The organism is Actinobacillus porcinus (assembly GCF_901764995.1).
Classification (GTDB): domain Bacteria; phylum Pseudomonadota; class Gammaproteobacteria; order Enterobacterales; family Pasteurellaceae; genus Exercitatus; species Exercitatus porcinus.
In genome coordinates, this window is the sequence record NZ_CABFKI010000013.1 from 35306 (window position 1) to 61330 (window position 26025).

General features: G+C 41.8%; 27 protein-coding genes. 13 read left to right on the forward strand and 14 right to left on the reverse strand.

All coding sequences use genetic code 11. The features are described from left to right. The first annotated feature begins 25 nt into the window (after window positions 1-25). On the forward strand, window positions 26-1183 hold the full coding sequence (gene rlmC, locus E7T07_RS09230) for a 23S rRNA (uracil(747)-C(5))-methyltransferase RlmC (protein WP_135710860.1): 1158 nt from the start codon (window positions 26-28) through the stop codon (window positions 1181-1183). 58 nt (window positions 1184-1241) lie between these two features. Here the strand turns inward: rlmC and rpoH are convergent, their stop codons facing one another. The 8 genes from rpoH to oxyR form a co-directional block, all read right to left on the reverse strand. Next, a complete protein-coding gene (gene rpoH, locus E7T07_RS09235; RefSeq protein ID WP_135710861.1) occupies window positions 1242-2084 on the reverse strand; it encodes an RNA polymerase sigma factor RpoH in 843 nt (280 codons plus the stop codon). Window positions 2085-2216: 132 nt separating this feature from the next. Continuing rightward, the gene (locus tag E7T07_RS09240) at window positions 2217-2531 is read right to left on the reverse strand and encodes a DUF2322 family protein (protein ID WP_135710862.1); all 315 of its coding nucleotides are present in this window, start codon (window positions 2529-2531) and stop codon (window positions 2217-2219) included. 11 nt (window positions 2532-2542) lie between these two features. Then, window positions 2543-3568 (reverse strand): UDP-N-acetylmuramate dehydrogenase, encoded by a 1026-nt coding sequence (murB, locus tag E7T07_RS09245; RefSeq protein ID WP_135710863.1) that lies wholly within the window; start codon window positions 3566-3568, stop codon window positions 2543-2545. Window positions 3569-3682: 114 nt separating this feature from the next. Next, window positions 3683-4891, reverse strand: a complete 1209-nt coding sequence (gene gltS, locus E7T07_RS09250; RefSeq protein WP_135710864.1) for a sodium/glutamate symporter — start codon at window positions 4889-4891, stop codon at window positions 3683-3685. 171 nt (window positions 4892-5062) lie between these two features. Beyond that, window positions 5063-5569 (reverse strand): GNAT family N-acetyltransferase, encoded by a 507-nt coding sequence (locus E7T07_RS09255; protein ID WP_135710865.1) that lies wholly within the window; start codon window positions 5567-5569, stop codon window positions 5063-5065. A 3-nt stretch (window positions 5570-5572) separates the two neighbouring features. Then, on the reverse strand, window positions 5573-7261 hold the full coding sequence (gene narQ, locus E7T07_RS09260; protein ID WP_135710866.1) for a nitrate/nitrite two-component system sensor histidine kinase NarQ: 1689 nt from the start codon (window positions 7259-7261) through the stop codon (window positions 5573-5575). Between the two features lie 47 nt (window positions 7262-7308). Beyond that, the gene (fabR, locus tag E7T07_RS09265; protein ID WP_135710867.1) at window positions 7309-7920 is read right to left on the reverse strand and encodes an HTH-type transcriptional repressor FabR; all 612 of its coding nucleotides are present in this window, start codon (window positions 7918-7920) and stop codon (window positions 7309-7311) included. A gap of 1 nt (window position 7921) precedes the next feature. Then, window positions 7922-8824 carry a DNA-binding transcriptional regulator OxyR gene (oxyR, locus tag E7T07_RS09270; RefSeq protein WP_135710868.1) on the reverse strand — a complete coding sequence of 301 codons (903 nt, stop codon included), beginning with the start codon at window positions 8822-8824 and terminating at the stop codon, window positions 7922-7924. 143 nt (window positions 8825-8967) lie between these two features. Between oxyR and E7T07_RS09275 the strand changes: the two genes are divergently transcribed. Beyond that, on the forward strand, window positions 8968-9693 hold the full coding sequence (locus E7T07_RS09275; protein WP_135710869.1) for a glutathione peroxidase: 726 nt from the start codon (window positions 8968-8970) through the stop codon (window positions 9691-9693). Between the two features lie 77 nt (window positions 9694-9770). On the opposite strand, the gene E7T07_RS09280 is transcribed toward E7T07_RS09275, so the two are convergent. After that, window positions 9771-11273: a helicase HerA-like C-terminal domain-containing protein gene (locus tag E7T07_RS09280; RefSeq protein WP_135710870.1), complete on the reverse strand. Its 1503-nt coding sequence runs from the start codon at window positions 11271-11273 to the stop codon at window positions 9771-9773. 126 nt (window positions 11274-11399) lie between these two features. Between E7T07_RS09280 and E7T07_RS09285 the strand changes: the two genes are divergently transcribed. The 6 genes from E7T07_RS09285 (at window position 11400) to dtd (ending at window position 16228) form a co-directional block, all read left to right on the forward strand. Beyond that, window positions 11400-11864: a YchJ family protein gene (locus E7T07_RS09285; protein WP_135710871.1), complete on the forward strand. Its 465-nt coding sequence runs from the start codon at window positions 11400-11402 to the stop codon at window positions 11862-11864. Window positions 11865-11945: 81 nt separating this feature from the next. Further along, window positions 11946-13115, forward strand: coding sequence for an HNH endonuclease signature motif containing protein (locus tag E7T07_RS09290; RefSeq protein WP_135710872.1), 1170 nt, complete (start codon window positions 11946-11948; stop codon window positions 13113-13115). Then, complete coding sequence (locus E7T07_RS09295; protein ID WP_135710873.1) at window positions 13099-14187, forward strand: DNA cytosine methyltransferase; 1089 nt, start codon at window positions 13099-13101, stop codon at window positions 14185-14187. The genes E7T07_RS09290 and E7T07_RS09295 overlap by 17 nt, the downstream gene beginning before the upstream one ends. A gap of 2 nt (window positions 14188-14189) precedes the next feature. Then, window positions 14190-14912, forward strand: a complete 723-nt coding sequence (locus tag E7T07_RS09300) for a DNA-methyltransferase (protein ID WP_135710874.1) — start codon at window positions 14190-14192, stop codon at window positions 14910-14912. A 9-nt stretch (window positions 14913-14921) separates the two neighbouring features. After that, entirely contained in the window at window positions 14922-15794 is an 873-nt protein-coding gene (locus E7T07_RS09305; protein ID WP_135710875.1) for a virulence factor BrkB family protein, read from the forward strand. Further along, complete coding sequence (gene dtd, locus E7T07_RS09310; protein ID WP_135710876.1) at window positions 15791-16228, forward strand: D-aminoacyl-tRNA deacylase; 438 nt, start codon at window positions 15791-15793, stop codon at window positions 16226-16228. The genes E7T07_RS09305 and dtd overlap by 4 nt, the downstream gene beginning before the upstream one ends. Window positions 16229-16309: 81 nt before the next feature. On the opposite strand, the gene E7T07_RS09315 is transcribed toward dtd, so the two are convergent. After that, window positions 16310-16876: an acetate uptake transporter gene (locus E7T07_RS09315; RefSeq protein WP_135710877.1), complete on the reverse strand. Its 567-nt coding sequence runs from the start codon at window positions 16874-16876 to the stop codon at window positions 16310-16312. A gap of 279 nt (window positions 16877-17155) precedes the next feature. Here E7T07_RS09315 and adhE point away from each other — a divergent pair, with 279 nt between their 5' ends. Beyond that, window positions 17156-19771: a bifunctional acetaldehyde-CoA/alcohol dehydrogenase gene (adhE, locus tag E7T07_RS09320; protein ID WP_135710878.1), complete on the forward strand. Its 2616-nt coding sequence runs from the start codon at window positions 17156-17158 to the stop codon at window positions 19769-19771. 184 nt (window positions 19772-19955) lie between these two features. Further along, window positions 19956-20945: a 2-hydroxyacid dehydrogenase gene (locus E7T07_RS09325; protein ID WP_135710879.1), complete on the forward strand. Its 990-nt coding sequence runs from the start codon at window positions 19956-19958 to the stop codon at window positions 20943-20945. Between the two features lie 40 nt (window positions 20946-20985). Here the strand turns inward: E7T07_RS09325 and pyrE are convergent, their stop codons facing one another. Then, window positions 20986-21627 carry an orotate phosphoribosyltransferase gene (gene pyrE / locus E7T07_RS09330; protein WP_135710880.1) on the reverse strand — a complete coding sequence of 214 codons (642 nt, stop codon included), beginning with the start codon at window positions 21625-21627 and terminating at the stop codon, window positions 20986-20988. 66 nt (window positions 21628-21693) lie between these two features. Further along, window positions 21694-22410, reverse strand: coding sequence for a ribonuclease PH (gene rph, locus E7T07_RS09335; RefSeq protein ID WP_135710881.1), 717 nt, complete (start codon window positions 22408-22410; stop codon window positions 21694-21696). Window positions 22411-22525: 115 nt separating this feature from the next. Between rph and E7T07_RS09340 the strand changes: the two genes are divergently transcribed. After that, on the forward strand, window positions 22526-23389 hold the full coding sequence (locus E7T07_RS09340) for a YicC/YloC family endoribonuclease (RefSeq protein WP_135710882.1): 864 nt from the start codon (window positions 22526-22528) through the stop codon (window positions 23387-23389). After that, window positions 23390-24217, forward strand: a complete 828-nt coding sequence (gene ygfZ / locus E7T07_RS09345) for a CAF17-like 4Fe-4S cluster assembly/insertion protein YgfZ (RefSeq protein ID WP_135710883.1) — start codon at window positions 23390-23392, stop codon at window positions 24215-24217. Between the two features lie 151 nt (window positions 24218-24368). Here the strand turns inward: ygfZ and greB are convergent, their stop codons facing one another. Further along, window positions 24369-24845, reverse strand: a complete 477-nt coding sequence (greB, locus tag E7T07_RS09350) for a transcription elongation factor GreB (protein ID WP_135710884.1) — start codon at window positions 24843-24845, stop codon at window positions 24369-24371. 132 nt (window positions 24846-24977) lie between these two features. Here greB and nfuA point away from each other — a divergent pair, with 132 nt between their 5' ends. After that, window positions 24978-25562, forward strand: coding sequence for a Fe-S biogenesis protein NfuA (gene nfuA / locus E7T07_RS09355; RefSeq protein WP_135710885.1), 585 nt, complete (start codon window positions 24978-24980; stop codon window positions 25560-25562). Here the strand turns inward: nfuA and E7T07_RS09360 are convergent. Then, a complete protein-coding gene (locus E7T07_RS09360; RefSeq protein WP_135710886.1) occupies window positions 25559-25993 on the reverse strand; it encodes a SoxR reducing system RseC family protein in 435 nt (144 codons plus the stop codon). The two genes, nfuA and E7T07_RS09360, sit on opposite strands and share 4 nt — an antisense overlap. Window positions 25994-26025: the final 32 nt, after the last annotated feature.

Here is a 26025-nt window from a genome sequence, read left to right on the forward strand (position 1 = left end):
TGTCTTTTTATCTTTCTATCTTTTTATGATTTCTTGTTCTCATTTCCAAACCCAACAATGTCGTTCTTGCCAATGGTTAGCCAAGCCTTATGGCGACCAACTGACAGAAAAAGAAACCCATTTGAAAGCCCAATTACAAGGGCTGGATTTATCTTGCGCCCAATGGCTTCCGTCTTATGCTTCGCCCCTAACCGCTTTTCGCAATAAAGCCAAAATGGTGGTGTCCGGCGCGGTGGAACGTCCTATTTTGGGCATTGTTAACGAGCAGCATCAGCCTGTTTCTCTCACCAATTGCCCCCTTTATCCACCGCACTTTGAGGCAATTTTTGAGATATTAAAAGATTTTATCGGGCGCGCCGGTTTGGTGCCTTATAACATCGCCAAACAGAAAGGGGAACTCAAATATATTTTGCTCACAGAAAGCCGTTATAACCAAACATTGATGGTGCGCTTTGTGTTGCGTTCAGAAAATAAATTGCCCTTAATGCAACGGGAATTAGCAGGATTACTGGCAAAATTGCCGCAACTTAAGGTGGTTACCGCCAATATTCAACCGCAACACGCCGCCATTTTGGAAGGGGAAAAAGAAATTTTTTTGACGGAACAACAGGTGTTGGAAGAGCAGTTTAACCGTATTCCTTTATTTATTCGACCACAAGGCTTTTTTCAAACCAATCCCACCGTGGCGCAAGCCTTATATGGCACGGCGCAGCAGTGGGTTCAATCCTTGCGGATTAACCAATTATGGGATTTATTCTGCGGCGTGGGTGGTTTTGGTTTGCATTGCGCCACGGCATTGGCAAAGAATAATCCTGATGTACAGCTCACAGGGATTGAAATTTCCCCATCTGCCATTTATTCCGCCACCCTTTCCAGCCAAAAGTGCGGTCTGAAAAACGTGCGTTTTCAGTCTCTTGATGCCGCTAATTTTGCTTTGAACCAAAATGAACAAAAACCGGATTTGGTGATTGTTAACCCCCCAAGACGTGGGATCGGAAAATCCTTGGCGCAATTTCTCAACCAAATGCAACCGCACTTTATTCTTTATTCAAGTTGTAATGCGGTGACCATGGGGAAAGATTTGCAGGAATTGACCCATTACCAACTGCAAAAAATTCAGCTTTTTGATATGTTCCCACATACCGGCCATTATGAAGTGTTGGTGTTGTTGACAAGGCAATGAGAAAAATAAAAGGCATAATGAACGAAGATTGTCCATTATGCCTTTACTATTCTTATGATTAGAAACTCACCGCGCTTTTTAATTTTTTCAAGGCGTTGGTTTCAAGTTGACGAACGCGTTCTGCTGAGATGTTATATTTTGCCGCCAAATCGTGTAATGTGGCTTTATTCTCGTCTAACCAACGGGTTTTGATAATATCTTGGCTACGGGCATCTAAGGCATCCATCGCTTGGCTTAATTGCTCAACCGCTTGGTCTTCGTAGTTCGTATTTTCTAACTCCGCCGCAAAGTTTGAGCTTTTGTCTTCAAGATACATAGACGGCACATAAGCATCTTCTTCGTCATCGTTTGATAAATCAAAGCCAACGTCTGCGCCTGTCATTCGGCTTTCCATTTCGATCACATCTTCTTTGGAAACGCCCAGCTCATTTGCCACTAAATCCACTTCGTTTTCATTGAACCAACCTAAACGTTGTTTTGTTTTACGCAAATTAAAGAATAATTTACGTTGTGCTTTGGTGGTGGCCACTTTAACAATACGCCAGTTGCGCAATACATATTCATGAATTTCCGCTTTGATCCAATGCACGGCAAAAGATACTAAACGCACGCCAACTTCAGGGTTGAAGCGTTTAACGGCTTTCATTAAACCGATATTACCTTCTTGGATTAAATCAGCTTGCGGCAATCCATAGCCTGAATAACCGCGCGCGACATGAATGACAAAACGTAAATGGGATAAGATTAACGCTTTTGCCGCTTCAAGGTCTTGCTGGTAATATAAACGCTCTGCTAAATCCTTTTCTTCGTCAGCAGTGAGCATTGGGTACTCATTGGCTGCTCGAATATAACCTTCAAGATTACCTTGTGGGACTAACATCATTTGCGCTTCTTTATTCATTATCTTCCTTCTTAGTTCCGATGAACCATTTCATCTTTTATAACATAAAAATTTGAAAGATCAAATGACTTTCAAAATTATGTTAAATTAGACCGCACTTTTAGAAAAATAGTTCGCTATTTTCGTAAAAAATTATGCGAAAATCGGCACTAATTGATAGTTTTTATTTTCATCAACCACCGCTAACAGCAAATCAATATTCGGGTGCTTACCTGGGTTCACTTTGGCATCCGCCGTATGTTCAGCAAAAATTTCCAATCCTTTTTCTGCCGAAGTGCGGTCAAGTTTGCCGTTAAATTGTTGTGTCAACGCATTATAAACGCGTAAGGATCCCAATTTGCCTGCTACTGCGGGAATATGGTGAATAACTGTTTCGCCATCTAAAACATTTAACCCTGTTAAATGGTCAATGGTAGGTAACGTCTCTAAAATTGTTTTGAAGTCCATTTTTGTTCCTTTTAACTAATTGCATTTTCCGCGTTAATTTCGCCATTTTCGCCAATAAAGCGCACTTCCGGCGCGAGATAAATATCAAATTTTGCCGCCACGGCTTGGCGCACATGGTGTGCCAGTTCGACTACATCAGAACCTGTGGCATTGCCTTTATTGATTAATACCAAGGCTTGTTTTTCGTGTACCGCCGCACCGCCGATTTGATAGCCTTTCAACTGACATTGGTCGATAAGCCAACCTGCAGCCAGTTTCACAAACCCTTCGGATTGCGGATAGTGGGGAATGGTTGGGTATTCCGCGACTAAATCCTGAAATTGACGAGCCGTCACCACAGGGTTTTTGAAGAAACTACCGGCATTACCAAATTCTGCGGGATCAGGTAATTTCGCACGGCGTACCGCACAGACTTCGTCAAAAACTTGTTTTGCATTGACCGCACTTGGATCCCAATCGCTCAATGAGCCGTATTTAAGCACAGGTTGCCAGTTTTTGGCTAATTTTAGCCCCACGGCGGTAACGATAAAATCCCCTTTATATTTTGTTTTAAAAATACTTTCGCGATAACCAAAATGACATTCTGCGTTGCTTAAACGGAATTGTTCACCTTTGGTTAAATCTAAGACATCCACATAGTCGCAAACATCTTTAAATTCTACGCCATAAGCACCAATATTTTGCACAGGGGCAGAGCCGGCACAGCCCGGGATAAGCGCTAAGTTTTCTAAGCCACCGATGCCTTGGGCTAATGACCATTCTACTAAGTGATGCCAATTTTCCCCTGCATTTACATGCAAATAATGGAAATCCTTATCTTGTTTATGTTCAATCCCCATCAGACGGTTAATCAGCACCGTTCCCTTAAAATCACGTACAAATAACACATTACTGCCTTGCCCCAAAAACAAGACCGGTTGCCGGTTTTGTTTCGCTTGCTGCCACGCTTGTTGTAATTCCTCAAGGGTAGTAAATTCGATAATGGCATTGGCTTGTGCCGGTGTGCCAAAAGTATGAAATGAAACAAGGCTTTGCATAAAAAATCCCTCTCAACTAAATCACCTTTAGTCTAACGTTCATTAGGCCGGAACGCAAATTCTATATAAAAAAACACCGCACTTGTATGCGGTATTTTTTGGGGACGCTGTTTATTAATGCAATGCTTGAACAACCGCTAAAAATATTTTTAACAGGCTAGCATTTAACAAGTCGATGAAGAATGCCCCCACCATGGGTACGATTAAGAAGGCTTTGTGTGATGGCCCAAAGTGAGAAGTGACCGCTTGCATATTGGCTACCGCAGTTGGTGTCGCACCTAAGCCAAAACCGCAATGTCCTGCGCTTAAAACGACAGCGTCATAGTCTTTGCCCATAAAACGATAAGTCACAAAAATGGCGAATAAAATCATCACCAAAACCTGTACCGCAAGGACAACGAAGACCGGTAAGGCTAAGCCGGCTAATTCCCATAATTTCAATGACATTAAGGCAATCGCAAGGAAAATGGATAAGCCCACTGTCCCTAATACGTCAATTGCATCATCTGCCACCTTAAATTTAAAAATATGTGCAAGGCTGTTGCGGATAATGACACCGGTAAATAAACACCATACGAAAGTCGGCAATTGAAGTGCGGTTCCTTTTGTCGCGGCATCTAAATGTTGACCCACAAATAAACAAATAGACATCATCGTAATCGTTTCGATAATAGTGCGTGTATTTACTTTACGGCGATAAACCGGCTTTTCAAAGGCTTCTTCAACGTCATTCACTTCTTCATCTTCCGGAATTTCCGCTCTATGCATACGTTTTAACAGAAAACGCGCCACAGGGCCGCCGATAATCCCGCCGAACACTAAGCCGAAAGTTGCACAAGCCATCGCTAATTCCATTGCACCGGAAATCCCAAATTCACGGGTTAAGTCTGCCGCCCAAGCAGCACCTGTTCCATGACCACCGGTTAAAGTAACAGAACCTGCGATTAAACCATAAGCAGGATCTAAGCCCATTGCCATTGAGCCCAAAATCCCCACCGAGTTTTGGAGACAAATTAATGCTGCGGCGATAACTAAAAAGACGATCAACGGTTTGCCGCCTTTAATTAAACGTGCAAAGTTTGCACTTAAACCGATAGAGCTAAAGAACGCTAACATCATTGTGGTTTGGATGCTTTTATCAAAGGTAAAGCTGACATCCCAAACTTGATGCACAACCGTTAATAAGATAGCGACAATAAAACCGCCAACGACAGGTTCCGGAATATTGAAATCACTTAAAACGCGAATACGTTTAACGAGAAAATAACCGAGTAATAAAACCAAACAGGCAAGTGCCACTGTTTCATAAGTATCAAATGTCATAATTGTCCTTTTGGGTTTGAAAATAGAGCAATAGTTTGAAAATAAAGCAATAGAAAGGAACTTTCTAAAACAAGGAAGCCCCCAATCTAACAGAAAAATACGCATATGACCAGTAAAAACGCCATTTCCGGCGTAATTGAGAGCACAGGAAAGGAATTATTTTACAAAATGTTATGGGTGTTTTTGATAACCGTATATTAAAAATGTCTGCAAGCTGTCGCCCATATTGGCGATATTGGGGTAACGCCCCCATTGTTCAAAACCTTGCTTTTCAAACATTTTTCGGCTGACTTGATTTTCTTCAATCACATACGCCATTAAGGTGTTCACGCCACAATCCTGCATTTGCGCTTGCAAAAATTGCAGGGCTTGCGAGCCATAGCCTTTCCCTTTGGCTTGTTCATCCAAGTAAATACTAATTTCAACGGTTTGCGCAAAGGCGGCACGTTGGTAGAACGGCGAAAAACTGCACCACCCCAAAATACGTCCGATTTCCACCGCACTTTCTAACACCCAAATGGGATGGCGGTCATGATTTAAATGGGCATCAAACCATGCACGGCGGCCGTTTTCGGTAACAGGTTCCAAATCCGCGGTAATACGGCGGCAAGGGATGGCTTGATTATAAATGGCAATAATTTGCGGAAAATCTTGTTCTATCGCTTTTCTCATCTTCATGTTCTATAACAATATCCGTACTTCTGTACCGCCTGTTGGGCGATTTTTTATGGTTAATTGGGCATTTAATTGGCGACTACGTTCTTCCATAATACGTAAGCCGTAATGTCCTTCCGGTTCATCTAAACTCGGGATACCCACGCCGTTATCGCTGATCACAATTTCACGCTCACCCTCGTCATTAGTTCGCGCCACAATTTCAATCAAACTGCCTTGTGAGTGTTTAATGGCATTGAGCGTGGCTTCGCGTACAATTTGCAGCACGTGCACCAATTGCTGGGCGTTAAAAATCTGTGACGGCAAGGTGCAATCTACGCAAAGCGGAATATCCGTTTGCGTGCGCAAGCTTTCAATCACCTGTTCCAAGGCTAATTTCAAATTAGCTTCTTGCACCGTTAAACGGAAGGTGGCTAATAATTCACGTAATTGGGTGTAGCCATCACTGAGCGCCTGTTCAAAATCGTTGATAATCGCCAAGCTTTTAGATTTCGTCTCTTCATCGTCCTTGTGCAGATGATGTTTGAGTAAGGTTAGCTGAATTTGCAAATAAGACAAGACTTGCGCCAGCGAGTCGTGTAGTTCTCGTGCAATAATTGAACGTTCTTCCATCAATAGCAATTGTTGTTGCTGACGTTGGCTTTGATCAAAGTAAAGTGAACGGCTTAATAACTGGGCTATGCTATCCATTGTCCGCGGATCAGGGCAAGGCAAGCCTGCCTGCCAGCTTAATACCCCCAAGGGATTTTTTTCATCGCCAAGGGCAATCTCTTGCCAGGTACGATTTTTAGATGGATTGCCTAATTCAATATTCCAATCTTCACTGCCTAATAAGGTTAATTTAAAGGCGATAAGATGTTCGATTGCCATCACATTTTGCATCACCAACAATAACCGATTGCGATCGATATCCGAAGCCGTTAGGGTTTGCGAACAATGGTAAAGCATCGCTAAAGTGCGGTTAATTTGGGTGAGTTTTTGCGTTTTTTCATTAATCCGCTCTTCGAGATGGGCATATAATTTGTACAAATCGCCGGACATTTGGGTAAAGGCTTTCGCCAAACTGCCTAATTCGTCATTACGCTGGGTATCTAGTGGGATATGCTTAAATTGACGCATTTGAACTTGTACGCTCGCCCGTGTGAGAAGTTGTAACGGGCTCACCACTTTTCTGCGCGTGTACCAAATGACATAGCCCACCATCCCAATAATTAATAGCATCGCAGATAAAATCACCGCGGTGGTAATCGCCACTTTATATTCCGCGACTTCTTGTAATGAATGGACAAATTTATCCACTTGCCCAACATATTGCGGCAGATTTTCTCGATAGGTTTTTTCATCCGCACGCAATGCCAGTTGTTCCATTTCGCGCCAAGCACTAATTAAATCATGATAGGCATGTTTAACGGTTTTGGGGGCAAGAAATTGCTCATCAATTTTCATCAAGGCAGGGGAATGTAAGCTACGGCGGTATTCCCGTAAATACAGATCAATTTGATTCGGCTCTTGCTTTAAACCGTACCAAATGCGGTAGGTTTGGAAGCGCAAGGAACCGGAAATATTGATTTGTTCCGCATCAGAGCGGCTGCTCGCAATGATCCCAAGGGCAAAGGTGGTAATAATGCCCGCAAAAATGATAATGGCAACCAAATAATGGGCAATTTTGGTGGAAACAGATTGTTTGGCGTTCACGTCAGTTCCTTAAAAGTGCGGTGGAAAATACGGAAGATCAGAAAATACTAATCCCGATTATTCGGCGCATGTGCCGCTCCTTTGGCTAACATACGTAATTGCATAATCAGGCGTTCTTTAAGCTGTTCGCGTTCGCGTAAGCTCATATCCAACGCATTCGCACCGGCGGTAAACACCAAAGTCACCATGCCTTCCGCTTGAACATAGGCGATATATTGGCTGTAATGATGGGTATAGGCAAGATATTCCGCCAGTTCGTCCACAAAGTGTTTAATTTCTCGCGCCGATGCCGTGCGGAATGCGCTGGATGTCCCTGAGCTTTCGCGCAACAATAAACGGAAAACGTTTGGGCTATTGTTGATAAACTCAAAAAAAGTCTCGACTGAAATCACAATCACGCTGCCGCCATTTTCAATACGTTTACGGGCTTGGCGCATGAGTTGGCGCAAGGTTAACCCGGCTTCATCCACCATCACCAACCCCAGTTCATCCATATCTTTAAAATGACGATAGAAAGAAGTAGGGGCAATACCGGCTTCTCGCGCCACTTCACGCAGGCTAAGATTGGAAAAACTCTTTTCAGCGGTCAGCTGGTTAAATGCCGCATCCACTAAGGCGCGGCGCGTTTTTTCTTTTTGAATAGCACGCACCCCGGCCATATTATCGTCTCCCTAAAATCGGTTTGACCGCATCTTTGACCGCACTTGCAATGCGTTCATAACGCGCGCGCAATGGCGAACCCGGGCGATAGATTAGGGCAATGGTGCGTTTCGGTTCAGGGGAGGTGCAAGGAATATATTTCACCCCTTTACGCGCGCCTTCATTGACCACCGCCAGTTCAGGCATTAATGTTACGCCCATATTTGCCGCGATCATATTGCGCAACATTTCAAGGCTGGTAGCTTTAAAGTGCGGGTTTTCGCTTGCCCCGGCGGTGAAACAATAACCTAAGGCTTGATCACGCAAACAATGCCCATCGTCTAACATCAGCACTTCGCGCCCTTTTAAATCCGCCACAGGCACGGATTTCGCGTTGGCAAGTTCATGCTTTTCCGATACTGCCAACATCATTTTTTCGTTAAATAACGGCACTTCAATAAAATGTTCTGTGGCAGGTACGCTGGCTAAAATGGCGCAATCCAATTGACCTGTTTCTAATTTATTCAGTAATTGGGTCGTTTGGGCTTCGTATAAAAATAATTCCAGTTCAGGGAATTCCGCTTTTAACGCCGGCATAATATAAGGCAACAGATACGGCCCTACGGTAGGAATGACGCCAATATGAAGCGGACCTGTCATATCCTTCCCTTGATTACTCGCCATTTCTTTGAGAATTTTGACTTCATACAAAACTTGTTTCGCTTGTTCGACTAACAACAAACCGGATTGAGTAAACAACACTTTTCGGCTGGTTCGTTCCAACAACACAATACCAAGCTCATCTTCAAGTTTGCGGATTTGACCGCTTAAAGTGGGTTGGCTCACATTACAAGCATCCGCGGCGCGGCGGAAATGTTTATGTTCGGCGAGAGCCACAAGATATTCAAGATCGCGAATGTTCATCAGAAAACCTGCCTTTTTTGAATAGAAAAAAACGATTAAATGAATAGCTATTAATTGTTTGTAACGATAACATAAACAAAACTATAATTCACCCCGTATTACACAATCATTTACTTTATCTCACATTATTAAGGAGAAATATTATGTCTAATATGGAAGGAAAAAAAGTCCCACAAGTGACATTCCACACGCGTCAAGGCGATGCTTGGGTTGATGTGACATCAGCTGAATTATTCGACAACAAAACCGTTGTCTTATTTTCATTACCGGGCGCATTTACCCCAACTTGCTCATCCACACACTTACCACGCTACAACGAATTAGCGTGCGAATTCAAAGCATTAGGTGTGGATGACATTATTTGTATGTCCGTTAACGATACCTTTGTCATGAATGCGTGGAAAGCGGATCAAGAATCAGAAAATATTACCGTTATTCCGGACGGTAACGGTGAATTTACCGAAGGCATGGGTATGCTTGTGGGCAAAGAAGATTTAGGTTTTGGTAAACGTTCATGGCGTTATTCCATGTTGGTGAAAAACGGTGTGGTCGAAAAAATGTTTATCGAACCAAACGAACCGGGCGACCCGTTCAAAGTGTCTGATGCGGATACCATGATTAAATATTTAAAACCGGATTGGCAACCAAAACCATCGGTGTCTATCATCACCAAACCGGGTTGTCCATACTGCGCGAAAGCGAAAGCCTTATTAAAAGCAAAAGGCTATGCTTTTGAAGAAATCGTATTAGGTCGTGATGCATCAACCATTTCTGTTCGTGCTATCACAGGCAAAACATCGGTACCGCAAGTATTTATCGGCGGTCAATATATCGGTGGCAGCGAAGATTTGGAAAAATACTTTGCGTAACCATTAAATAAAATATCGTAAAAAAATAACCGCACTTGATTTTGAATAGTGCGGTTTATTCTTTTGTGTTTTATCCTTTACTTTTTCAACGCCCCTAACAGCCCACGCATAATTTGTTTTGTAATTTGGCTACGCATACTGCGACCTACGGATTTCACTACACCACTAACGATCTCTTCTGTGACCGTTAATTTCTCACCACGTTTTTTGGTGCCAAACAACATACGGCTTAAACTACCTACAATGCCATTTTCTTCTTCATCTTGAGCTTGTTGTGCCTGTTGTTGAGCTACAGCTTCAAGATTGGCTTGTTCTTGTAACACTTCAAATGCCGACTGATTATCCACATATTCGTTGTAATAGGGGAACAAATCATCTTCTTTAACCCAAGCTTGGCGTTGCTCCGCCGTTAATGGGGTAAGTTGGCTTTTCGGTGGGAAAATGGTCGCCATTTCTACCGGCGTTGGCATGCCTTTTGCATCTAAGAAAGACACTAACACCTCACCGACCCCAAGAGTAGTAATCGCTTCAACCACATTCACACCTTTATTCGCACGGAAGGTTTCTGCCGCGGTTTTGACGGCTTTCTGATCGCGCGGTGTAAATGCCCGTAAGGCGTGTTGCACTCGGTTACCCAATTGCCCTAACACCGTTTCAGGCAAATCCAATGGATTTTGCGTCACAAAATAAATCCCAACCCCTTTTGAACGAATTAAGCGCACAACTTGTTCCACTTTATCCACTAATACCGCCGGCGCGCCATCAAATAATAAATGCGCTTCATCGAAGAACATCACAAATTTAGGTTTTTCAGGGTCGCCTACTTCGGGTAACTGCTCAAATAATTCCGCCATTAACCACAATAAAAAGGCACCGTACATCTTCGGTGAATTGATCAATTTCTCTGAATTCAAGATATTGATCACGCCACGACCATCGCGCGTTTGCATCCAATCTTCTAAGTTTAAGGCAGGCTCGCCAAATAATTTATCTGCGCCTTGATTTTCAAGGGCTAGCAAGGCTCGTTGAATGGCACCAACGCTGGCAGCAGAAATATTGCCGTATTGCAGTTGGAATGTTTTGGCGTTGTCTGCTAAGAATTTCAACATCGCGCGCAAATCTTTCAGATCAATCAGCAACAAACCTTTATCATCGGCTACGCGGAACAAAATATTCAACAAGCCTTCTTGGGTGTCATTTAAATTTAATAAACGAGATAATAACATCGGCCCCATCTCTGAAATGGTGGTACGCAATGGAATCCCTGTTTCGCCAAATACATCCCAAAATGACACAGGGTATCCACTCAAATAGGCTTCGCCACCTAAACCAAATTGTTCTACGCGTTCAGCGATTTTACCTTGTAGTGCCCCTTTTTGGCTTAATCCTGATAAATCGCCTTTAACGTCCACTAAAAAAACCGGTACGCCGTCATCACTAAAGGCTTCGGCTAATTTTCGCAACGTCACGGTTTTCCCTGTGCCTGTTGCACCGGCGATTAAACCATGGCGGTTAGCCATTTTTTTGTTAATCCCAAATACGTCCCCATTTGTATTGCGTGCAATTTCATAAATACTCATAAAATGTCCTTGTAAGTGCGGTCAAAAATAAAAAGGTTTTAATCACTAACACCGTCATGTCATGGTGATAGTGCATCGCTTTGAGTGTATTCTATGCTATCCTAGACACAGAAAAAAGGAGAATTTATGACCGCACTTTGCCCTTGCCAATCAGGACATCATTACGCTGATTGCTGTGAACCCTTTCATCAAAACCATGCCATACCACAAACAGCGGAACAATTGATGCGTTCTCGTTATTGTGCTTATGTTATGAAAAATATTGATTATATCTTGGCAACCACTGCGCCAAGCCAACAGGCATTACTCGATAAAAAGGCATTGCTCGATTGGGCAGAAACCACAACATGGACAGGGTTAGAAATTGTCTCGCACGTTCCATCGGTGTCTAAAATCCACAGTACCGTAGAATTTAACGCCTTTTTTGCCACCGAAAATGGCGAACAGGTGCATCATGAAACATCACTTTTTGTAAAAATCAACGCACGTTGGTATTTTGTGGATCCCACCGTAGATTTACCCACGCAAAAACAACCTTGTTTATGTGGTTCAGGAAAAAAATTTAAACATTGTTGTGGGGGATTTTTGTAGTTTTTCCACCTGAAATTTCTCGTTTTTTACTTGCTTTTAGCATACAATAACACTCAAAACACTGAATAAATATAAAGCACTATGACTGAGCACGAGTTCTTACAAACAGCAAGCCTTGATGCGTTATTAGCGGCATTTGCTAATGCCAAGCCTTTTAAAAATGGCGTTGTGATTGAATCATCTTATAGCAGTAGCATTCATGCACCTTACGAACTAACTGAAAGTATTTATCAAAGAGAAAATGATAAATTAATACGTTATTTTGGTTTACCTTTTACTTTAGTTTGCAGTAGGAAGCAATGTAAACACCATTTTATTATCTCTATATCAGAATCTCTTGATTCATTTTTCCAACAAGTTTATCGACGTATTCAGCAAAAGCGTTTTGAAGAAAATATTACAAATGATGAATTTGAGCGAAAAATATTATTAGCATTTTGGGGGATGCGAGGTAGCATTGATCTTAAAGGAAATTTTTATACTTTAGATTTATTAAGCAGTGTTGTCAGTGTTGAATACCTAAATATGCTGTTTAATTTAGTCACCAATTTAAGTGATATGCGTCAATTAAATTTCAATTTCCGTGAATTACAAGAAGAATATGTCACTGGGAAAAAATTACGTAATACACAATTTCGAATTAACTTGCGTTATTTTTATAATAAAGTGGGTGGTTATCTTGAAGATGTTAATAGTTATAAGTCTGATACATTGAAAAATAATAAACCACTTATTCTTACTAAAAAGGTTGCTCAAAAAGATAAAGCATTTGTATATCGCATTATGTTTTATCAAGAAAAAGTGCTAGGTAAATTTAAAACTGAAAACGAAATTGAGCAATTACGTAAAGAGCTGGGTTTTATTTACAATACGCAGATTGATGAAAAAACACAACGAGATCAAAGTATTGTGCAATATGTAAGAGCTTATTTTGATGATGAATGTGCAGCTTGTAAGCAAATCTATCCGATTTCTGACCGCACTTTTAAATATCGAAATTCCGAACGTTATTATCTTGAAGTACATCATTGTATTTCTTTTTCAGCAGACAGAAATTGTGACCAAATAGATAATTTAGTGAAACTTTGTCCGGCTTGTCATCGTGCTTTAACAAAGGGGCGAGCCGATGAAGAATATCAAAAATTATTGATTTCAAATATTTTTAAAAATGCACCAAAGGCAAAAGAGTTTTGCTTGAATTTTGTATCTGAAGAAGACTGTATAAACTTTGTTTATGACCGATTACGTTAACATGAAAGTATTGGATTTATTTTGCGGAGCGGGTGGATTATCTTACGGCTTTGAACAAGCTGGTTTTGATATTGCTCTCGGCGTTGATATAAACGCTGCTGCCTTAGAAACCTTCAAAAGAAACCACAAAAACAGTCATACCTTATGTGGTGATTTAACTAATGAACAGTTAAAAACACATATTATTGAATTTGCAAAAGAAAATAATATTAAGGGTATTTTAGGTGGACCACCTTGCCAAGGTTTTTCGATGAAAGGAAAAAAATTAGGGCTTGCGGATCCACGTAACTTTTTATTCTTAGAATATTTAAAATTAGTAGAAGCTATTCAACCTGATTTTATTGTGATGGAGAATGTAAAGGCTTTAGTGAGTACCGCAAATGGTTATTTTTTAAATGAGATTAAATCTGCATTAAAGAAACTGGGATTGGATGTTTCTGTTCAAGTGTTAAATGCAAAATATTTTGGTGTACCTCAAAGTCGAGAACGTGTATTTATTGTGGGATTACGCAAGGGGATATTTAATTTTGATGCATTGCTTGGAAGAAGTGCGGTCAAAAACCCACGAGTTTTAACGGTAAAAGATGCAATTAGTGATCTTGCCTACTTAAATAGCGCAGAAGGAGCATTTAAGCAAGATTACTCAAATCAACCCAAATCAACGTATCAACAAGAATTGCGTGTTAAATCTATCCAATTATTTAATCACCAGGCGACCAATCATAACCAAGTTGCGCTAGATAAATTGAAAATGATTCCTCCTGAAGGGGATAAAAGTAGCTTGCCAGTAGAATTACATGGTAAACAAAAATTTGGTACTACGTGGTCTCGTTTAAAATGGGCTGAGCCGTCACCGACTATTGATACGCGCTTTGATACGCCAAGTAATGGGTGTAATTCCCATCCTGAATTACATCGTGCTATTACACCAAGAGAAGCGGCTCGCTTACAAAGCTTCCCAGATCATTTTATTTTTTATGGTAAGAAAACGGAAATTTGCAAACAAATTGGTAATGCGGTTCCTCCGCGTTTAGCTGAAGCGATCGCCAATGAATTAAAAGAGTATTTGTAATAATGACATTATTTTCTCAGTTTTATGAAACCGCCCAAATTTTCCATGCTGATTGTTTTGTAAAAATGCAAGAAATGCAGAGCCAAGGGATAAAAGTAGATCACATTATTACTGATCCGCCTTATTCCATTTCGACAGAGAATCAATTTCATACGATGCGGAATCCGAGAAAAGGGATTGATTTTGGGCAATGGGATTGGCATTTTGATCCGGCTGAATGGCTAGATTTGGCATTTCCTTTATTGGATAAGGATGGGTCACTGATCATATTCTGTTCTTATAAATTTATTTCTCATATCTGTAATAAAATTGAACAGTTGAATGGGGTGGTAAAAGATGTTTTAGTGTGGCAAAAAGCGAATCCTATGCCTCGCAATATCCATCGCCGCTATGTTCAAGATATGGAATTCGCAATTTGGGCTGTGAAAAGTAAAAAAAGCAAATGGGTTTTTAACAAATCACATGATGTGGCTTATCAACGAGCCTTCTTTCAAACACCGACTTTATTGGGCAAAGAGCGAACAGCACATCCCACTCAAAAGCCGATTGCATTAATGAAAGATATTATTGAAATTCATACTGGGACAGGTGATGTTATTTTTGATCCGTTTATGGGAGTAGGTTCCACAGGTGTTGCCGCCCTAGCATTGGGACGGGAGTTTATTGGCTGTGAACAAGACAAAGAATGGTTTAGGCTGGCTCAAAAACGTTTGCACTTATCATAGGGCTGGCTTATGAACAACAAAACACATCCACATTTAACCGCACTTTGGCGTTTCAGCCAAGTATTTTGGTGGCGGTTTAATCAAAATAAACTGACCCAAGCTGCGGGGTCGCTGACCTATAGCACCATGCTTGCCATTGTTCCGTTGGTGATGGTGGTATTTTCGATTTTTACGGCTTTTCCTATGTTTAATGAAGTGACGGGGATGCTGAAAGAATTTATTTTTACTAACTTTGCACCTTCGGCAAGTGATGTGGTGGGGCAATATATTGATGAATTTGTGCATAACTCAAAGCAAATGAGCGCGGTTGGGATTGTGAGTTTAATCGCTGTGGCACTTTTGCTTATTCATTCTATTGATACCACATTAAACGCCATTTGGAAGGCGCCGGCACGCAGTAAGATTTTTTCATTTACCATTTATTGGGCAATTTTAACCCTTGGTCCTATTTTAATGGGGGCAAGTTTTGCGGTGAGTAGTTATGTGGCAAAAATCAGCGTATTCAATCATGAATTGGCATTGCCATTTGGGGTGAAGCTACTGAGTTTTGTCCCTTTTTTACTCACTTGGTTGAGCTTTACCTTTATTTATACCGTTGTGCCTAATCAAAAGGTGAATATAGGGTATGCGGCTTGCGGTGCTTTAATTGCGGCAACTTTCTTTACGCTCGGCAAAAAAGCCTTTGCTTGGTATATTTTAACCTTTCCGTCTTATCAAGTGATTTATGGCGCGATGGCAACCTTGCCATTAATGTTATTGTGGTTGCAATTAAGTTGGCTCTTTATTTTATTGGGGGCGCAACTGACCGCGGTATTGGATGATATGCGCCTGTTCAAACAAGGCAAATTGGATTTACAACAAGTTAAGGAGTATCAAGAATGATCGCATTAATTCAACGTGTGTCGCAGGCTCATGTGGATGTACATGGGGAACGGGTAGGCAAAATTGATAAAGGATTGTTAGTTTTACTTGGCGTTGAAAAAGAGGATACGCGGGAAAAAGCAGATAAATTGGCAGAGAAAGTGCTGAATTATCGCGTTTTTAGTGATGAAAATGACAAAATGAATTTGAACGTACAACAAGCCGGTGGTGAACTATTAATTGTTTCTCAATTTACGCTGGCAGCGGATACGCAAAAAGGCTTGCGCCCGAGCTTTTCTAAGGGGGCTGCACCAGAACTTGCCAATGCGCTTTATGACTATTTTGTGCAAAAGTGCGGTGAAAAAATTGGTGTTTCGACTGGGCGTTTTGCGGCAGATATGCAAGTTTCGTTAGTCAATGACGGGCCGGTGACCTTTTGGTTAAATGTGCCGTGATGACGGTAGTCTTGGTAAAAAAGTGCGGTGGAAAAACAAGTGGTTTTCTCACCGCGCTTTTTTGTTATAGGAAATGCGTTCTTATTTTGGTTCACCGATTGGTAAAATGGTGCGTCCGAAGCTTTCGTTGATAATATCTGCGGCTGCTAAGTAGAAAGCTAATAATGCCGTTAATAAACCGAAATTACCACCGATATGGGTGATTGAATGATCGCCTGCGAAGTCACCTGCGGCTAACAAATAGAACGTGATGGTTAAGCTTAAGAAAATCGCTTGTAACGCACGTGCTTTCGCCAATGTGCCGAAGAACATCATTAACGTGAATGTGCCCCAAGCTACTAAATACCAACCTACAAATGGGGCTGTTACGCCTTCGGCGAAGAATACTTTGAGTAAAACAAATGACCACCAGAATGCACCGTAGCTCGTAAACGCGGTGAAGCCAAAGGTATTCCCTTTTTTGTATTCAAACATGCCCGCGATCATTTGTGCGGTACCGCCAAATGCGATTCCCATTGCAAGCACTAAACCTACGTTTTCGCCCGTGTAGGTGCCGTTGTTAATTAAACTTAATAACCACGTGGTTAATGCGAAGCCACATAAACCCAGTGGTGCCGGATTTGCCAAACCGTCTTTTGCTGCTGACATAAATTTTCCTTTTAAAATGAAATTGATAAGGGTGTAAAAAAGGGCGCTAGTATGGCGGATTTTGGCACCGAAATAAAGAAAAATTTTGCGTTAGAAAAACAAAATTGCAATCGATTTAGCGAAAGGTTTCAGCGATGTTTTTCTGTCATTAATCAGATTTTATGATCTAGATCACACTTTAGTTTTATTCAGTTAGATTTTGCTTTTGGTATAACCCTAAAGGCGTATAATTGCGCGTAGCTAAATTTTTCAATTTTTAACAACTTTAGGAGATTCATTATGAGTAATGAAGTAAACAACGCGGTAAGTCCGGCTCAGGCAGAAGTGAATGCACTGGTTGAAAAGGGCTTGGTTGCTTTAGAACAATTCCGTCAGCTTAATCAAGAGCAAGTGGATTATATTGTGGCAAAAGCATCGGTAGCGGCTTTGGATCAGCATGGTACATTAGCGTTACACGCAGTGGAAGAAACAGGTCGTGGTGTGTTTGAAGATAAAGCCACTAAAAATCTTTTTGCCTGTGAATATGTGGTGAATAATATGCGCCACTTAAAAACTGCAGGGGTAATCAGTCATGATGATGTTACCGGTATTACTGAAATCGCGGATCCTGTAGGGGTGATTTGCGGGGTAACACCAACCACTAACCCAACTTCAACCGCGATTTTTAAATCATTAATTGCGTTAAAAACACGTAACCCAATTGTTTTCGCTTTCCATCCTTCGGCACAAAAATCTTCTGCACATGCCGCGCAAATTGTTCGTGATGCCGCGATTGCAGCCGGTGCGCCTGAAAATTGTATCCAATGGATCGAAACACCATCAATGGAAGGGACTTCTGCATTAATGAAACACCCGGGTATTGCGACTATTTTAGCAACAGGCGGTAACGCGATGGTGGAAGCCGCTTATTCTTGCGGTAAACCTGCATTAGGCGTTGGGGCAGGTAACGTGCCGGCTTACGTGGAAAAATCTGCCAATGTAAAACAAGCTGTACATGATATTGTGATGTCGAAATCATTTGATAACGGTATGGTGTGCGCGTCAGAACAAGCGGCGATTGTGGATGAAGAAATCTATGATGAATTTGTGAACGAAATTAAATCTTATGGTGTATATTTCGTGAACAAAAAAGAGAAAGCCTTGCTTGAAGAATTTATGTTTGGTGTCAAAGCGAACAGTAAAAACTGTGCAGGTGCAAAATTAAATGCCAATGTGGTAGGTAAACCGGCGGCTTGGATCGCAGAACAAGCGGGCTTTACTGTCCCTGCTAAAACCAATATTTTAGTGGCAGAATGTGAAGAAGTGGGTGAAAAAGAGCCGTTAACTCGTGAAAAACTTTCCCCGGTACTTGCCTTATTAAAATCACATTCTCGTGAACAAGGTTTGGATATGGCTGAAGCGATGGTGGAATTCCACGGTTTAGGTCACTCTGCAGCCATTCATACCAAAGATGCTGAATTAGCTCGTTCATTTGGTGAACGTGTGAAAGCCATTCGTGTTATTTGGAATTCACCTTCAACCTTTGGCGGTATTGGTGATGTGTATAACTCTTTCTTACCATCGTTAACACTGGGTTGTGGTTCATACGGTAAAAACTCCGTAGGCAACAACGTAAGTGCCTTGAACTTAATCAATATCAAACGCTTGGGAAGACGGAGAAATAATATGCAATGGTTTAAAGTGCCTTCAAAAATCTACTTTGAACGCGATTCAATTCAGTATTTACAAACCATGAAAGGTGTTAATCGCGTAATGATCGTGACTGACCGTTCTATGGTAGATTTAGGTTTTGTGGAAAAAATCGCAGAACAATTGCGTTTAAATCACCAAGGTATTACTTACCAATTATTTGCGGATGTTGAGCCAAATCCAAGTATCCAAACGGTTCAACGTGGTACAGCATTAATGCGTAGCTTCCAACCTGATACGATTATTGCATTAGGTGGTGGTTCGCCAATGGATGCGGCAAAAGTTATGTGGTTATTCTATGAACAACCTGAAGTAGATTTCCGTGACTTAGTCCAAAAATTCATGGATATCCGTAAACGTGCGTTCAAATTCCCACAATTAGGTCGTAAAGCGAAATTTATCGGTATCCCAACCACATCAGGTACAGGTTCTGAAGTAACCCCATTTGCGGTAATCACTGACGGTGACAAAAAATACCCATTGGCAGACTATTCATTAACCCCAACAATCGCCATTGTTGACCCGGCATTAGTCATGTCAGTACCAAGCCATATCGCAGCGGATACCGGTTTAGACGTATTAACTCACGCCACAGAAGCTTATGTGTCTGTATTGGCAAATGACTTTACCGATGGTCTTGCACTACAAGCGATTAAATTAGTGTTTGAGAACCTTGAAGAATCCGTGAAAAAAGCTACACCGGAATCACGTGAAAAAATGCATAACGCCTCAACCATGGCGGGTATGGCATTTGCCAATGCATTCTTGGGGATTTGTCACTCAATGGCACACAAAATCGGTGGTAAATTCCACGTGGTACATGGTCGCGCAAACGCCATTCTTATGCCGCATGTTATTCGTTACAACGGTACTCGCCCAACGAAATTGGCAACATGGCCGAAATATAATAGCTATGTGGCAGATAAACGCTATCAAGATATTGCTCGCGCTCTTGGTTTGCCTGCATCAACACCAGCAGAAGGCGTTGAATCATTTGCAAAAGCATTCCACGATTTAGCAGTACGCTGTGGCGTGAAAATGAGCTTCCGTGAACAAGGGTTAGATGAACAAGAATTTATCGGCTCACTTCACGAAGTCGCATTACTTTCATTTGAAGACCAATGCACGCCTGCAAACCCACGTTTGGCAATGGTTGAAGATATGGAAGAAATCATGCGTAAAGCTTATTATGGTGAAAATCAATAATCACTAAAACTCAGTAAAATTTAACCGCACTTTATTCACGCAATAAAGTGCGGTTATTTTTTTGTCTTTTTTCTAACAGATCTTATTGTTATTGGTATCAATACGATAGCCAAAGCCTGCTATATTTTTTAGCTTAAAGGCGTACAATATGCCTTATTATTTTACTAGGAAATGGAGCTGTACTATGAAAGTCGCTGTATATAGCACGAAAAACTACGACCGCAAACACCTTGAAATCGCGAACCAAAAATTTGGTTTCGAACTCGAATTCTTCGATTTCTTATTAAGTGAAAAAACCGTCAAAATGGCAGAAGGTGCCGAGGCGGTTTGTATTTTTGTTAATGATGACGGTAGCCGAGCAGTCTTAGAAAAACTGGCAAAAATTGGCGTAAAAACTATCGCTTTACGTTGCGCCGGGTTCAATAATGTGGATTTAGACGCTGCTAAAGAATTGGGGTTAAATGTCGTTCGTGTGCCGGCTTATTCGCCTGAAGCGGTAGCAGAACACGCCGTGGGTTTAATGCTCACGCTTAACCGCCGTATTCATAAAGCCTACCAACGTACGCGTGATGCCAATTTCTCGCTCGAAGGTTTAACCGGCTTTAATATGCACGGTAAAACCGCCGGGATTATCGGGACGGGTAAAATCGGTATCGCCACGATGCGTATTTTAAAGGGCTTTGGCATGGAATTATTGGCATACGACCCGTTTAAAAATCCACAAGTGGAGGAATTAGGCGGTCAGTATGTGAGCTTAGATGAACTTTACGCGCGTTCGCACATTATCAGCCTTCATTGCCCGGCTACGCCTGAGAATTATCACTTACTCAACGAAACCGCATTTAATAAAATGCGTGATGGCGTGATGATCATCAACACCAGCCGTGGTGCGTTAATTGACAGCCAAGCCGCCATTGAAGCATTGAAACGCCAAAAAATCGGTGCCTTAGGTATGGATGTGTATGAAAATGAACGTGAACTGTTCTTTGAAGATAAATCGAACGATGTGATTACCGATGATGTTTTCCGCCGTTTATCTTCTTGCCATAATGTGCTTTTTACCGGACACCAAGCATTTTTGACCGAAGAAGCGTTAAATAATATCTCCGATGTGACACTTTCTAACATTTTAGAAATTGAACAGACAGGAAAATGCGGGAATAGCGTGCTTTAAAGAGAATGAAAGGCTGAACCGGGTTCAGCCTTTTCTAGGCTTAAACGCCAAATTCTGCACGATAGGCTTTCATGGCAGGAAGATATTGGCTGTATTGACTGTCATTTTCAATGAATTGCATTAAGTCATCTAAATCTACAATAGATAACACGTTACATTGATAATCGCGTTCTACTTCTTGAATGGCAGATAAATCGCCTTTGCCGCGTTCTTTACGATTTAAGGCAATAACCACCGCACTTAATGTAGCGCCGTTTGCCGCAATAATATCCATCGCTTCACGAATTGCCGTTCCTGCGGTAATCACATCATCCACCAATAACACCTTGCCTTGTAATGGCGAACCAATAAGATTGCCACCTTCCCCATGATCTTTGGCTTCTTTACGGTTGAAGCATACCGGTTTGTCTAAACCAAATTGATTGAATAACGCCACCGAAACCGTTGTTCCAATCGGAATGCCTTTGTAAGCCGGGCCAAAAATAACATCGTAAGTTAAACCGCTGGCTTGAATCGCAGCGGCGTAAAATTCGCCTAAACGGGCTAAATCTGCCCCGGTGTTAAATAATCCGGCATTAAAAAAATAAGGGCTAATGCGACCGGATTTTAAGGTGAATTCCCCAAAGCGTAATACATTTCGACTTAAAGCAAATTTGATAAATTCCGATTTGTAGTTTTGCATATTGCAATGATCCTTTTATTTTTAACAAATAGAAAAAAGGACAGAAATAGCTCTGCCCTATGATGATTAATGTGCTAATGCGGCACGTTGTGCCACAAAAATTTGTTCGCAACCTTGTTTAGCTAAATCGAGTAATTGTAATAATTCTTCATGAGAAAAGGGTTCGCCTTCCGCCGTACCTTGTACTTCAATCATACGACCGTCTTCCATCATCACCACGTTCATATCGGTTTCCGCCGCGCTGTCTTCCACATATTCTAAATCGCATACAGGGGTACCCTCTACGATACCCACAGAAATGGCCGCCACTAAGCCTTTAATAGGGTTCGTTTTTAATGTGCCATTTGCCCTTAAACCATTAATCGCATCGATTAATGCTACGCAAGCCCCAGTGATAGACGCGGTGCGCGTACCGCCGTCAGCTTGGATAACATCGCAGTCTAAGGTAATTGAACGTTCGCCCAAGGCTTCTAAGTCCACCATAGCACGTAATGAACGCGCGATTAAACGTTGGATTTCCATGGTACGCCCGCCTTGTTTACCTTTTGCCGCTTCACGTTGCATACGACTATGAGTTGAACGCGGCAACATACCGTATTCTGCCGTGACCCAACCTTGCCCCTGTCCTTTTAAAAAGCGCGGAACGGTTTCATCCACAGACGCAGTACAAAGCACTTTCGTATCACCAAACTCTACTAAGACAGATCCTTCGGCATGTTTGGTGTAATTTCGGGTAATTTTAATGGGACGGGGTTGGTGATTAGCTCGTTCATTTGGGCGCATGGTTAATTCCTTATTCTCTGTAAAAATCGCGCTATTCTAACACGCAAAATGACATCCGTGAAATTTCCCAGTACAATAACCGCGGTAAATTGATATATAAATCCAGGAGAAAGATATGATTTACAGTATGACCGCTTTTGCACGCCACGAAATCAAAAAAGATTGGGGCGATGCCGTATGGGAAATTCGTTCTGTTAACCAACGTTATTTAGAAAATTTTTTCCGTTTACCCGAACAATTCCGTGGGTTAGAAAATAGCTTGCGCGAAAAACTGCGCCAAAATCTAACGCGCGGTAAAATTGAATGTAGCTTGCGCATTGATAGCAAAAAAGTTGCCGCGACAGAGTTACATCTGAATCAAGACCTAGCCAATCAAGTGATTCAATCGCTAAAATGGATTAAAGCGCAAGCAGGCGAAGGGGAAATTAATTTAACGGATGTTTTGCGTTATCCCGGTGTCGTAGAAACCCCGGAGCAAGATTTGGATGTCATTAGCCAAGATTTGTTAGCCGCCTTTGATACCTTGCTACAAGAGTTCATTGCTATGCGTGGGCGCGAAGGCGAGAAATTGCAAGCCATTATTCAGCAACGTTTGGATGCCATTTCGGTGGAAGCCAATAAAGTGCGGTCAAAAATGCCGGAGATTTTACAATGGCAGCGCGATCGCTTATTGCAACGCTTTGAAGAAGTGCAAGTTTCCCCTGATCCTACACGTTTAGAACAAGAAATGATCCTGCTGGCACAACGTGTGGATGTGGCAGAAGAATTGGATCGCTTGCAAATGCACGTCAAAGAAACCACGTCTATTTTGAACAAAGGCGGTGCAGTGGGACGTAAATTGGACTTTATGATGCAAGAACTTAACCGCGAATCAAATACCTTAGCCTCAAAATCGATCAATGCTGATGTCACGGCTTCTGCGGTTGAATTAAAAGTATTGATTGAACAAATGCGTGAACAAATTCAGAACTTGGAGTAGATCATGGCACTCATTCATCTTAGCCAATATCAATTGATTGAGATTACAGGCGTTGATGCGGAAAAATATTTGCAAGGACAAATCACCGCGGATGTGACAAAACTGACAATCGGTGCATCAACCTTAACTGCCCATTGCGATCCTAAAGGTAAAATGACGGGGCTTTTCCGCTTAATCCGCCTTTCTACTGAGCAATTTTATTTGTTGGTGAGAACGGAGTTATTACCGACCGCACTGGATCAGTTAAAGAAATATGCGGTATTTTCAAAAGTCACCTTCACGCCGGTAGAATCCCAAATTGTCGGCATAATTGACGACAGTAGCAAGATTTCAGCGCAGGTTTGTGTTGAATTCGGTAATCGGAAAATTCTGATCAACCCTGAAAGCGCGGTGAATATGAGCGAAGATTTTATGTGCTGGGATGTTGCCGATATTCAGCAAGGCTACCCAATTTTGACGGCTAAAGCTCAAGGGAAATTTATTCCGCAAGCGTTAAATTTGCAAGCCATTGAACAAGCCATTTCTTTTGCCAAGGGCTGTTATATTGGGCAAGAAACTGTCGCACGCGCAAAATATCGTGGTGCCAATAAACGAGCGATGTTTGCGTTTAAAGCGGAAACAGAGACGGTTCCAGAAATCGGGGGCGAAATTGAAATGCAATTGGAAAGTGGTTGGCGTAAAACGGGTACGATTCTAAGTGCGGTGAATGTTGATGGTGTTTTATGGTTACAGGTTGTTTTGAGTAATCAACTTGAAGAACACCAAGCATTTAGACTGACAGAAACGCACACGGCGTTGGAAATGTTAGCATTGCCTTATGGTTTGTAATGGTAGTTGCACAAGACGATCGTTGAGCCTGTCGAAACGTAAGTCTTGTGCAGTCACCACTGAAATGTCTTATGGTTCGACAAGCTCACCAACCGCCATTTCAGTTTTGCGCAAGTGCTGCATAATGCCGTTTATTTTGCCTATTACACCTTTATTTTTCATACCAAATTCGATTGATATAAAACGTGACTTTCCCCGATGGCGTGTCAACACGGACTTCGTCATCCAAACTTTTGCCAATCAGAGCACGTGCCACGGGGGAATCCACGGAAATCCAGTTTTTGGCAGGATCAAATTCATCGCAGCCCACAATGCGATATTGTTTCAATTCCCCCTCTTCTGTTTCCAACTCGACCCAAGCACCAAAAAAGACCTTGCCTTCTTGGCGCGCGTGGTAATCCACAATTTGCAAGACTTCCAATCGTTTCATTAGAAAGCGTACACGGCGGTCAATTTCGCGCAAACGGCGTTTGCCGTAAATATATTCCGCATTTTCGCTACGATCCCCTAATGCAGCCGCATCAGAAACCGCTTGAGTCACTTTGGGGCGTTCTTCTTTCCATAAATATTTCAATTCTTGGTCTAAGGCGTTCCAGCCTTGGCGTGTGATGTAATTGGATTTTGCCATTTTTTCTTAAAGTGCGGTCAAAAAGATTTCAGTTTTGGGATTATATCACCATTGAAAATTTGCATAAACGTTCATATCAGCGTATTATCTGACCGCAAAACTCAGCTTATTTAGGAACAATGGAGTCAAGTTGTGGAACAAATTAAAATTTCAGATGCCGCGCAAGCGCATTTTCGTAAGTTATTAGAAAGCCAAGAAGATGGCACCAATATTCGTATTTTCGTGGTGAATCCCGGCACACCGCACGCAGAATGTGGGGTTTCCTATTGCCCGGCTAACGCGGTGGAAGATCGTGATAGTGAAATGAAATATAACGGTTTTTCTGCCTTTGTGGATGAAGTGAGTTTGCCATTTTTGGAAGATGCCGAAATTGATTATGTGACTGAAGAATTAGGCACACAATTAACCTTGAAAGCCCCTAACGCCAAAATGCGTAAAGTGGCTGACGATGCCCCTTTAATCGAACGCGTGGATTATGTGATTCAAACTCAAATCAACCCGCAGTTAGCCAGCCATGGTGGTCGCATTACATTGATTGAAATCACGGAAGATGGCTATGCAGTGCTGCAATTTGGCGGTGGCTGTAATGGCTGTTCAATGGTGGATGTGACCTTAAAAGACGGCGTGGAGAAACAATTGCTTGAAATGTTCGCAGGTGAATTAAAAGGGGCGAAAGATATTACGGAGCACCAACGCGGCGAACATTCTTATTATTAATGACAAACTCGGATTAAAATCGGCTGAAATGCCGATTTTTTTTGGATTTTTTTTGTGTAAAAACGTATAGCAAGAAAGACGATGGCTGTACAAAAGAAAATAAATGCCGCAATGAGTAATTCATGTTGAAAGAGTTGGCTACCGATAAAGGTACTCAACAGAATAGCTAGCAAAGGCAAAACATAAACAAGCCAAACCGATTGCAACAAAGAACGCTCGGGCAAACCAATTTCTACCCGTTGCCCAATGGCAACCGGAGTAATGGTTTGTACCGTGAAAATATGTTCGTTATGTTCCCCGGTTAATTCTGAAAGTACCGATGAACCACAAGCGGCTTTGGCGGCACAGCTACCACAAGCACTTTTGGATTGGCATTTGACGGTTGCCATACCGGATTGATAGTCAATAACGACCGCACTTTCGATTAACATAATTCTTTTAGCTGAGAGATAAAAATACACCA

Coding starts and splice junctions, on each gene's coding strand:
- adhE (WP_135710878.1), top strand. CDS start 17,156: ATGAGTAATGAAGTAAACAACGCGGTAAGTCCGGCTCAGGCAGAAGTG.
- E7T07_RS09315 (WP_135710877.1), bottom strand. CDS start 16,876: ATGTCAGCAGCAAAAGACGGTTTGGCAAATCCGGCACCACTGGGTTTA.
- rph (WP_135710881.1), bottom strand. CDS start 22,410: ATGCGCCCAAATGAACGAGCTAATCACCAACCCCGTCCCATTAAAATT.
- E7T07_RS09240 (WP_135710862.1), bottom strand. CDS start 2,531: ATGGACTTCAAAACAATTTTAGAGACGTTACCTACCATTGACCATTTA.
- E7T07_RS09325 (WP_135710879.1), top strand. CDS start 19,956: ATGAAAGTCGCTGTATATAGCACGAAAAACTACGACCGCAAACACCTT.
- E7T07_RS09295 (WP_135710873.1), top strand. CDS start 13,099: ATGACCGATTACGTTAACATGAAAGTATTGGATTTATTTTGCGGAGCG.
- E7T07_RS09290 (WP_135710872.1), top strand. CDS start 11,946: ATGACTGAGCACGAGTTCTTACAAACAGCAAGCCTTGATGCGTTATTA.
- E7T07_RS09255 (WP_135710865.1), bottom strand. CDS start 5,569: ATGAAGATGAGAAAAGCGATAGAACAAGATTTTCCGCAAATTATTGCC.
- murB (WP_135710863.1), bottom strand. CDS start 3,568: ATGCAAAGCCTTGTTTCATTTCATACTTTTGGCACACCGGCACAAGCC.
- greB (WP_135710884.1), bottom strand. CDS start 24,845: ATGGCAAAATCCAATTACATCACACGCCAAGGCTGGAACGCCTTAGAC.
- E7T07_RS09305 (WP_135710875.1), top strand. CDS start 14,922: ATGAACAACAAAACACATCCACATTTAACCGCACTTTGGCGTTTCAGC.
- gltS (WP_135710864.1), bottom strand. CDS start 4,891: ATGACATTTGATACTTATGAAACAGTGGCACTTGCCTGTTTGGTTTTA.
- E7T07_RS09340 (WP_135710882.1), top strand. CDS start 22,526: ATGATTTACAGTATGACCGCTTTTGCACGCCACGAAATCAAAAAAGAT.
- E7T07_RS09360 (WP_135710886.1), bottom strand. CDS start 25,993: ATGTTAATCGAAAGTGCGGTCGTTATTGACTATCAATCCGGTATGGCA.
- pyrE (WP_135710880.1), bottom strand. CDS start 21,627: ATGCAAAACTACAAATCGGAATTTATCAAATTTGCTTTAAGTCGAAAT.
- E7T07_RS09300 (WP_135710874.1), top strand. CDS start 14,190: ATGACATTATTTTCTCAGTTTTATGAAACCGCCCAAATTTTCCATGCT.
- E7T07_RS09275 (WP_135710869.1), top strand. CDS start 8,968: ATGTCTAATATGGAAGGAAAAAAAGTCCCACAAGTGACATTCCACACG.
- E7T07_RS09280 (WP_135710870.1), bottom strand. CDS start 11,273: ATGAGTATTTATGAAATTGCACGCAATACAAATGGGGACGTATTTGGG.
- rpoH (WP_135710861.1), bottom strand. CDS start 2,084: ATGAATAAAGAAGCGCAAATGATGTTAGTCCCACAAGGTAATCTTGAA.
- fabR (WP_135710867.1), bottom strand. CDS start 7,920: ATGGCCGGGGTGCGTGCTATTCAAAAAGAAAAAACGCGCCGCGCCTTA.
- oxyR (WP_135710868.1), bottom strand. CDS start 8,824: ATGAACATTCGCGATCTTGAATATCTTGTGGCTCTCGCCGAACATAAA.
- dtd (WP_135710876.1), top strand. CDS start 15,791: ATGATCGCATTAATTCAACGTGTGTCGCAGGCTCATGTGGATGTACAT.
- rlmC (WP_135710860.1), top strand. CDS start 26: ATGATTTCTTGTTCTCATTTCCAAACCCAACAATGTCGTTCTTGCCAA.
- E7T07_RS09285 (WP_135710871.1), top strand. CDS start 11,400: ATGACCGCACTTTGCCCTTGCCAATCAGGACATCATTACGCTGATTGC.